This window comes from Methyloterricola oryzae, from assembly GCF_000934725.1.
GTDB lineage: Bacteria > Pseudomonadota > Gammaproteobacteria > Methylococcales > Methylococcaceae > Methyloterricola > Methyloterricola oryzae.
Map to the genome: position 1 here is coordinate 1 of NZ_JYNS01000051.1, position 5124 is coordinate 5124.

A 5124-nucleotide genomic window follows, 5' to 3' on the forward strand; every position below is an offset into this window, starting at 1 on the left:
ATCTCGTTGATTTTCCCGAAGATCAGTTCCTGATGCATGGCCAGCCCTTACAGCGCGTCAACCAGACCGCGGATTTCCTTCGCAGCCGCAGACGGAGACGCTGCGCCGTAGATGGCTGCGCCCACGACCACGATGCTGGCGCCGGCTTTGGCAACCTGCTGCACGGTGGACGCATTGATGCCGCCTGCCACGGAGATCTTGATCGGCAGCTTCAGGTTGGAGATTGCCTGCAGGTCGGCGAACGGGGTCTGGCCGGCAGCCTGAGCGTCGAGACCGGTGTGCACGCCCATGATGTGAGCGCCGGCAGCGGCGGCTTCAGCAGCCAACTGAGCCTTGTTCGGCACGTTGATCAAGTCGATCTGGGCTTCTTTGCCGTAGGCATTGGCAGCCTCGATCACACCCTTGATGGTGGCCAGGCCAGAAACGCCCAGCACGGTGCAGATGTCGCCGCCAGCCTGGAAGAAGGGCTTGGCTTCGTACAGGCCAGCGTCCATGGTCTTCAGGTCGACCAGGACTTTCTTGTTCGGGAACTTGGCCTTCAGTTCCTTGACCAGGCGGATGCCGTTGTACTTGATGCAGGGGGTGCCGATTTCCAGGATGTCCACATAGGGAGCAACCAGCCCGGCCAGTTTTACGGTCTGGTCATAGTCCAGAGAGTCCAGAGCCATCTGAATGAGGGGTTTTGCCATGAGTATTCTCCAATAGTTTGGGCCTAAGAATCGCGGTGAACTTTAAGGTAGAAAGGTAATGACTGTCAACGACGGCGCCCCGGGTCAATGGTTTGCGTTAAAACACTGAGTTACCTGGGAACGAGCCCGCCATACGCGCCACATAATGGGGCACACGGAACGCCGGTAGCCAGCACGACGCAGCAGGCGACATTGCACCCCGCTTAGCGTATCTTCGCCTCAGGTAAGTCGCGGGCAATGCCCGCATCCCCAAAAACACAGCTGAACGTTATCAGCCGTCTTAGCAATGAACGCACCCCTCTCACCCCCGCCTACGGCCAGCCACTTCCCCTCACTCCAGAGAACCGAACTGGATACGGTGCAGGCCAACCTCGGCTACCGCTGCAATCAAGCGTGCCGGCATTGCCACGTGGACGCCGGCCCAGCCCGCACGGAAGCCATGGATTTGGAAACGGTCAACTGCGTCCTGCAATTCCTTGCGGAATCCGGCGCCACTACATTGGACCTGACCGGCGGCGCGCCGGAACTGAATCCCCATTTCAGGCATATGGTGATCAAGGCGAGAGAACTGGGCGTGCACGTGATCGACCGATGCAACCTCACAGTCCTGGAGGAACCGGGGCTCGAAGACCTCGCAGCCTTCCTGGCGGACTGGGAAGTCGAGATCATTGCCTCGCTCCCCTGCTATCTGGAAGACAATGTCGACCGTCAGCGCGGCCGGGGCGTTTTCCAGACAAGCATCCGAGCCCTGAGGCGTCTAAATGAACTCGGCTACGCCGGTATGAATGACAATCTGCCACTGAACCTGGTCTACAATCCACAAGGCGCGCGCCTGCCCCCTTCGCAACCGGAATTGGAGGCAGCCTACCGCGACCACTTGCAAAGGCACTTTGGCATTCAATTCAATCGCCTCTATGCCCTTGCCAATATGCCAATTCAGCGTTTCGCCGCGGATTTGTCAAAGCGAAGCGAGCTCGATCGCTACATGCAGCTCTTGCGCGAATCGTACCGCGAAGAGAATCTGCCGGCGGTCATGTGTCGTAGCCTGATCAGCATCGGCTGGGATGGAACGGTTTACGACTGCGACTTTAATCAGATGCTGGAACTGCCCCTCGGCCGACGCCGTACCCATGTGCGAAATCTGACGACTGCGGCGCTGCAACGCGACACCATCGTCACAGCCGGGCATTGCTTTGGCTGCACGGCCGGTTCAGGCAGTTCGTGCGGCGGGGCTTTGAACCCCTGACCACACCCCGACCAAGGCGCCCAACCAATTGAATATAAAAGCTAGCGCAGGCATTTACTTGACATGCATGAGCCGAATTACATACGATTCGGCTATTTTATTTGCCGGTATAGATGCCCCGCTCGCGGGCGGGAACCACACATGACGACCCTTAGCCCTGCAAGCGTTAACTTAAACGAATCCCAGCCTTCCGGCGTGGACTTCGCCGATATCAGGCGCTTGGTCCAGGACGAAATGACGGGCGTCAATCAACTCATCCTCCGCGAGCTCAGTTCGGATGTTGTGCTGATCAACCAGATCGGCAACTACATCGTATCCAGCGGCGGCAAGCGCCTTCGGCCCATGCTCTTGCTGATGGCCGCCCGGGCGCTGGGCTACGATGGCCAGCAGCACATCACACTGGCGGCGGTAATCGAATTCATCCACACAGCGACTCTGCTGCATGATGACGTCGTCGATGAATCCTCGCTGCGCCGCGGCCAGGAAACGGTCAACAACCTCTGGGGCAATTCGGCCAGTGTCTTGGTCGGCGACTACCTCTACTCGCGCTCCTTCGAACTCATGGTGAGCGTCGGCGAGATGCGCATCATGCAGATACTGTCGTCCACCACCACGGCCATCGCTGAAGGCGAGGTCCTGCAACTGCTCAACTGCAATAATCCGGCGACCACCGAACAGAAGTACTTGGAAGTCATATCGCGCAAGACGGCGATCCTGTTCAGCGCGGCGGCCCAACTAGCGGCGGTGCTGGTCAAGGCATCGTCCGAGATCGAACTGGGCCTGCGCGAATACGGCCTGCGCCTTGGGATCGCTTTTCAGTTGATCGACGACGCGCTGGATTACATGGCCGACCCGGAAGCCCTTGGCAAGAACTTGGGCGACGACCTGGCGGAAGGCAAACCGACCCTGCCGTTGATCTACGCAATCGAGCACGGCACCGCCGCTCAAGCAGACCTCTTGCGCGAGGCTATCCGCGAAGGCGAGCGCGAACGCTTCAAGGAAGTTTATGAAATCGTTGAGTCAACGGATGCGATCGCGTATACTGCGCAGCGCGCTCGGGAGGAAGCAGACAAGGCGATCACATCCTTGAAATGCCTCCCCGAATCAGAGTTCAAGACCGCCCTGGTCCGACTCGCACAGTTTTCAGTAGAGCGCAGCTACTGAAAAATCTCACTTCGGGGTGTAGCTCAGCCTGGTAGAGCACTGCTTTCGGGAGGCAGTGGCCGGAGGTTCGAATCCTCTCACCCCGACCAATTAAATCATTGACTTGCTGTTACCGCTGTCTGTTAGCTCTCAGCGCTAGAGTGCTGACAGAGTGCTACAGTAAAAAAATCTGAAAGCCTAGGTTCGGTGTGGGGTGTCGTCATGCACCACCGCACTCCGACAAAAGGACCTTCCTGGGCCCGCTCCGTCTTGGAGCCAAGCACGCCTATGACACTTATCCTCTCCCTTCCATCATGGCATGCGGCTCACGCTTTATGATGGCCGATCTAAAGCTCAAGCAGCAAAGGCTCATGGGTGCGCCCTGTTGAGAGTTTTCTTTCTGTAACCTTTTAATATAGATTCTTCCTGCGTTAAGCACTCTTCATAGAGATTCATACAGATCTATTTCGACTTAATTTTTTCTACACCTTTCTTTTTGCTCTTGGGCGCGCATCCCGCGCGCCCAAGAGCAAGAGCGCAAGCGCGCTTCCATGCGCGCCCGATCGGCAGTGCAAGGGATACCGTAGGGTGGTACGCGTGCGCGTATATGCCTCATTCAACCAATTCACGCCGCGGTTCCCAGCTCTTAGAGCCGCTTCCACCTTCAAACATCCCCCTCCACCAGCAACCACTGAATGCATCAGTTATTGGAAGCAAATGAATCCCGTGAACGCGCTCTCGGTAAGGGCGCCTGTGCGGGAATGGGGGGAGCCCGGGCAAGCACGAGCCGATAGCAAGCACACCAAGGTATGTGCAACAAGTCGCTACAGCGTCGCCCGGGGGTTTCGCCAGCGCACAAATATCGGACAGGGTGATTACGGACGTCTAAATTAGCCGGAGCGATTCATTTTGCTTAATGGTCGAAATTAGTCGACTGCCCAGATAGCCAACCGCTCAGACCGTGAACCATAGTATTTGCTACAACCTCGGGTGATGTGCCGGGTCCAACAGGCCAGGCAATTCTCGTGGTCTCGACTCGGCCAACTTGAACAATCGCAGTTCTTGGGAAGACGGAATCGCTGACAAAACCGAAGAGCGCGCCACGCTGACTTTCGAAGGCAGTCGCGAAAGCCACGACCTGGTTGAAGTCGTTGCGATTCCAGTCACGACCAAAGTATTTGTACTTGACGTCAGCGACAGCGAGACGGTCTCCGAAAACAATGTCGGGGTTCATGGAGATCCCTGAGTCACCGAGCATCTGGCGGCGCTTGGCAACCTGGATGTGAGGTAAGCCCTCGGCAATAATCGATCGGAGGCCGTCTTCAATTAGCTCTGGCGTCCGGAGCAGGAACGAGGTTCCTTGGTTTTGGCCGTCTGATAGCGCAATACCACAGCCATCGAGGATGAGACGAGCTAAAGATATGGGAGGGATGTAGCTCTGAGTGAGTCGATCCGGCTTGAGGCGCCGATCGGTGTGGCGGAGAGGGCCGATGTCATCCATGCGATACGCGAGACGCCTCGCTCGTCTGCGCGCGTTGCAAGATATGCCTTCCAGGCGAGATACGCGCTGACAGGTGGATCTTAGTATGCGGTTGAGTGGGGTGTCGAACGACAGTTCATCGAAAACGCAGGAGGCGACTGGGCGGCCTTTAAGGATTTCTGTTGCGGTTTCGAGAGTCTGTAGTCGACCGCGAATCTCTTCGAGCTCTTGGGTGTTCTCGCTGTAGTCCTGGCGCAGACCTAAACGGACTAAACGCTCGGCAGCGTCGATGAACCGTATCCGTCCGGTAATCCCATCTGTAAGGCGCCCGATGGATTGCGCAAGATAGTGTCCACTTCAGTTTTTAGTGGACACTTTCATGGACTCATCTCCCAAGCGTACCCGACGCTTCCATAGCGTTGATTTCAAGCGGCAGGTGGTGGACGCCTGCCGACAGCCCGGTGCCTCAATTGCCGCGGTCGCGCTGGCACACGGCATCAACGCCAACCTGGCGCGGCGTTGGCTGCGCGAATCGGGCAGCGTAAGTGCCTCCAGATATCCGGCGG

The 5124-nt window shown here is 57.5% G+C and carries 5 protein-coding genes and 1 tRNA gene; 4 read left to right on the forward strand and 2 right to left on the reverse strand.

Annotated features, from left to right (window positions below):
- Positions 1 to 47 precede the first annotated feature (47 nt).
- Entirely contained in the window at positions 48 to 689 is a 642-nt protein-coding gene (hxlA, locus tag EK23_RS21075) for a 3-hexulose-6-phosphate synthase (protein ID WP_045227373.1), read from the reverse strand.
- Positions 690 to 975: 286 nt separating this feature from the next.
- Between hxlA and arsS the strand changes: the two genes are divergently transcribed.
- The 3 genes from arsS to EK23_RS21090 all read left to right on the forward strand — a co-directional run bounded on the left by arsS (position 976) and on the right by EK23_RS21090 (position 3188).
- Complete coding sequence (gene arsS, locus EK23_RS21080; protein WP_045227374.1) at positions 976 to 1935, forward strand: arsenosugar biosynthesis radical SAM (seleno)protein ArsS; 960 nt, start codon at positions 976 to 978, stop codon at positions 1933 to 1935.
- A 141-nt stretch (positions 1936 to 2076) separates the two neighbouring features.
- Complete coding sequence (gene ispB / locus EK23_RS21085; RefSeq protein WP_045227375.1) at positions 2077 to 3099, forward strand: octaprenyl diphosphate synthase; 1023 nt, start codon at positions 2077 to 2079, stop codon at positions 3097 to 3099.
- A 12-nt stretch (positions 3100 to 3111) separates the two neighbouring features.
- Positions 3112 to 3188 (forward strand) — tRNA-Pro (locus EK23_RS21090).
- A gap of 803 nt (positions 3189 to 3991) precedes the next feature.
- Here EK23_RS21090 and EK23_RS21095 read toward each other — a convergent pair.
- Complete coding sequence (locus EK23_RS21095; RefSeq protein ID WP_082054412.1) at positions 3992 to 4891, reverse strand: 5-methylcytosine restriction system specificity protein McrC; 900 nt, start codon at positions 4889 to 4891, stop codon at positions 3992 to 3994.
- A 46-nt stretch (positions 4892 to 4937) separates the two neighbouring features.
- On the opposite strand from EK23_RS21095, the gene EK23_RS22930 reads away from it, so the two are divergent.
- Positions 4938 to 5124: transposase (locus tag EK23_RS22930; protein WP_045225908.1), on the forward strand; the 187-nt coding region annotated here is incomplete at its 3' end.

Bases quoted from the DNA above. Each gene is read 5' to 3' on its own strand.
- hxlA (WP_045227373.1), bottom strand. From the start codon at position 689: ATGGCAAAACCCCTCATTCAGATGGCTCTGGACTCTCTGGACTATGAC.
- arsS (WP_045227374.1), top strand. From the start codon at position 976: ATGAACGCACCCCTCTCACCCCCGCCTACGGCCAGCCACTTCCCCTCA.
- ispB (WP_045227375.1), top strand. From the start codon at position 2,077: ATGACGACCCTTAGCCCTGCAAGCGTTAACTTAAACGAATCCCAGCCT.